The 3,147-nt window shown below is 57.6% G+C and carries 3 protein-coding genes and 2 pseudogenes; 4 read left to right on the top strand and 1 reads right to left on the bottom strand.

Going from position 1 to position 3,147, the window contains the following annotated elements; translation table 11 throughout:
* The 4 genes and pseudogenes from V6C16_RS10170 to V6C16_RS10155 form a co-directional block, all read left to right on the top strand.
* Positions 1–215 (top strand): annotated as a pseudogene (locus V6C16_RS10170) (glycosyltransferase family 9 protein); the annotation flags it as partial.
* Between the two features lie 79 nt (positions 216–294).
* On the top strand, positions 295–900 hold the full coding sequence (locus tag V6C16_RS10165) for a hypothetical protein (protein WP_333536650.1): 606 nt from the start codon (positions 295–297) through the stop codon (positions 898–900).
* 16 nt (positions 901–916) lie between these two features.
* Positions 917–1,240 (top strand): hypothetical protein, encoded by a 324-nt coding sequence (locus V6C16_RS10160; RefSeq protein ID WP_333536648.1) that lies wholly within the window; start codon positions 917–919, stop codon positions 1,238–1,240.
* 384 nt (positions 1,241–1,624) lie between these two features.
* The gene (locus tag V6C16_RS10155) at positions 1,625–2,329 is read left to right on the top strand and encodes a phosphoribosylaminoimidazolesuccinocarboxamide synthase (RefSeq protein WP_333536646.1); all 705 of its coding nucleotides are present in this window, start codon (positions 1,625–1,627) and stop codon (positions 2,327–2,329) included.
* A 245-nt stretch (positions 2,330–2,574) separates the two neighbouring features.
* On the opposite strand, the pseudogene V6C16_RS10150 reads toward V6C16_RS10155, so the two are convergent.
* Positions 2,575–3,147, bottom strand: a pseudogene (locus tag V6C16_RS10150) (hypothetical protein); the annotation flags it as partial.

Below are 3,147 nucleotides of genomic sequence, written 5' to 3'. Positions count from 1 at the left end.
AGGCAGGGCTGGTGGGCAAAAGCGCCATGGCCGGGCAACTTTTTTTGCGTAATTGCGAGCGTTTGCAAAGCCTGCTGGACGCTGCCCCGGCTCTTGCCGCCCTGGGCGGCTTCTGGCGTGAGCTGCGGCAGCAGCGGGGCGGGAGCATGGCAGACCTGACGCAGTTGATACAGTGTTTACGCTCGACGCTAGAGCGGTGGAAAGACAGTATATAAATAAAATGGCATGCAGTTTGCTATAACCGATGCAGCCTTATGGCGGCAAATTCTTCCCCGTAGGGACAGGAGGAACACTATGATAATCGTTGATGGCAATCAAAGCTTCAAAAGCATATCCGCGTTTGAAAACCTTGAGCAGGCCCTGACCAGCATCATGCGTGACGAGGAAATGGAAGGGCGCGTGATCACCGATGTTCTGGTAAACGATGAAGCCTTTTCAGAGATTTACCCGCATCAGGCAGAAGACATCACCTGCGACTCCATTTCGCGTCTTGAGGTGCGTTCTGTACCCAACAGCGAACTGGCTGTGGACATAGCAGGCGAAATGGGCAAGGTCACCCTGATGATGGAACACGGCGCCCGTCAGGTTGCCCGTCTGTTCCGTGAAGCCTCGGACACCGATGCCCTTGAGCTGCTTCAGGACCTGCTGGACGTTACCCGGGACTTCATGAACATGCTCGGCGACCTGCGTGGGCGTTATGACGAGGGCGAGTCCGCGTCTTTTGCCGAAAAGACCGAAAAGCTCTCTAACCTGATTTCCGAAATGAGCGATGGTCTGGAAAACGAAGACTGGATTCTGCTTTCCGACCTGCTGGAATACGAATTTTTGCCCATCTGCGCCGAATGGCGTGAAGTCAGCGAGCTGCTGCACCAGCAGATTGTCAAGCGTGTTGCCCAGTAGGGCGTAAGGAGTTTTTATGGCTCAGGGACTCAGCTTGCTGGACCAGGCCCTTGATCTCGCCCGGCAGGAAATGATCGCTCTTGAAGACGGCGCGTATGACAGGGCTATGGCTCTTGCGGAAAAACGCAACGAGGTCACCAGCATGGCCTGGTATGTGCTTGAAAGCAGCCATGCTGATGAGTATCGGGGGCATCTTGTGGAACTGGCCCGTGTGCAGGAGCACCTGACAGGGCTTGCCATCAGGGCGCGCGATGCCCTGCGCCAGGATCTTCAGCGGTCCCGGCTTGAGCGGCAACGCATGAACGGCTACCATCAGTCCATAGGGCAGGCTTTGCAATAATATGCAGGTACGTGCCATATGCCTGCGCTGAAAAGACATGTTTTCAGCTTTGCAGGGCCTGAAAGAACGTGCGTCGGCAATGTCGGCGCGCGTTCTTTCGTTGCTGCGGCCGCAGGGGCGTGCGCAAAGGCGCGTTCTGTTGCCGGTTGCCCGACCTGCCCGCTGCCTTTCTGCCCGTCCCGCCCGCAGACCCGGCCTGTCAAACGGGCAGGTAGGGGCGTCTGTTCCGTTTCACCGCGTCATGTTCTGCCGCATTCAAGAAGAACTTGCAGAAAAATTTGTAATTGGGCAGCATCACTTTCGCGCATGGGGCAGGGGAGAGCGCCAACGTATGCACGCCTGCGAACTTGTATAAAACCGTGCGATAAAAATGGAGAGTAGAGCATGAACCTGGTGTACCGCGGCAAAACCAAAGACGTGTATGACAACGGCGAAGACGGCTTGCGTTTGATTTTTTCAGACCGGGTGACAAAAAATGCTGCCGGAGAAATCGATCCCGGCGGAAACACGGTGGCGGAAAACACCGAACCCGGTCAAGGAGAGGCCTGCCTGCTCATGGCCTCGGCCATCTTTGAAGAACTGGCTGAAAAAAATGGCGTCTCCACGCACATGATCGCCTACGACCTGCCCTCACTGTCAATGGACGTGCGCAGGGGAACCATGTTCAACCCCGGCATTGAGTGGATCGCCCGCTGGGTATGCACAGGAAGTTTTTTGCGCCGTTACGGCATGGTTCCGGGCGTACATGACGGCATGCGTTTTGCCGAGCCTGTGTTTGAGATAACCCTCAAGGACGACGCTGCCGGCGATCCGCTTGTTGTTCCTTCCGCCCTTGTGGCCCTGGGCGTTGTGGAGGCCAGGACCATGAGCGCCCTTCTGGACAGCAACACAAGGGCCATGCAGGCCATACACGGCATGTTTGCGGCTCGGGATCTGGATCTCTGGGATATTAAAATTGAATGGGCCCTTGATGAAAAGGGTGCGCCCATGCTTATTGACGAGGTTTCCCCCGGCTGCTGCAGGGCCTTTGACATGAAAACCGGGAAGCGCGTTTCCGGCAAAGCTCTGGCAGAGCGCTTCCGGCGCTGAGCGCACGGTTTTTGTGCCGGTTGATGCCTGAAGGAACGCCTTCACGCTTTTGCGCATTTTACTTTGAAACTGCTCTGGCGACTGTGTGAACAGGCCGCCACCGCCAAAAGGCAGGCGCAGCTTCATCCGTTGCCCGAGGGCTTGCGGATGAAGCTGCGCTGGTTTTTGTGCTGTTACGCGCCTTGGTGAAGCCTAGCCGTTTTGCGGATGTGCATTCCCAAACGGACGGATCTGCGTAAACTGCTCTAGCTGCTTGCGATTTCCCTTGCGGCGTTGTCGGTATTCTCCTGGCAGGAATCCATAACGCTGGGCGCACTGCTGACTTCGCTCGTGGCAATGACCATGCCTTCCACCGTTGCGGCAGGAGCATCGTGGGCCGCCTCGGCAAGGGGATTCTGACCAAGGGCCGCATTCATGTCGGTCAGCGCCACAGTGTTCAGGTCGGTTCCTTCGAAGAGGTCGGTCTTGCCATCTTCGGCAGCCTGCGCGGTGGTTGCCGCAAACAGGGCGTCAAAGCTTTCATCGCCATAGGCCAGAGTGATGGAGGCATGAAGATCGGCAAGAGCGCCGCTGTCGCCGGCATCGTTGCTGAGATAGCCGCTGTGCAGGGTGTCGTCCCCGCTCTCATGGGACATATCTGTGAGCATGTCTGGGGACGTGTCCGCGCTGTGGTCGCTCAGGAAAGCGAAGAGCGGCTGCGTCGGCTCGTCCGTTTCTCCGCTGAAGTTCCCCGGTGCGGGGGCGTCCGGGCCAGGAATGTCCTCATGTGCAGTAGTGTCACTGTGTGCGCTGAAGGCGGCATGGGCGCCGTCATCGGC

It is taken from the genome of Desulfovibrio sp. 1188_IL3213 (assembly GCF_036763145.1).
Lineage (GTDB): Bacteria > Desulfobacterota > Desulfovibrionia > Desulfovibrionales > Desulfovibrionaceae > Desulfovibrio.
The sequence above is the reverse complement of the archived record's forward strand: the minus strand, read 5'-3'. Positions and strand labels throughout refer to the sequence as shown.

Coding starts and splice junctions, on each gene's coding strand:
- V6C16_RS10165 (WP_333536650.1), top strand. CDS start 295: ATGATAATCGTTGATGGCAATCAAAGCTTCAAAAGCATATCCGCGTTT.
- V6C16_RS10155 (WP_333536646.1), top strand. CDS start 1,625: ATGAACCTGGTGTACCGCGGCAAAACCAAAGACGTGTATGACAACGGC.
- V6C16_RS10160 (WP_333536648.1), top strand. CDS start 917: ATGGCTCAGGGACTCAGCTTGCTGGACCAGGCCCTTGATCTCGCCCGG.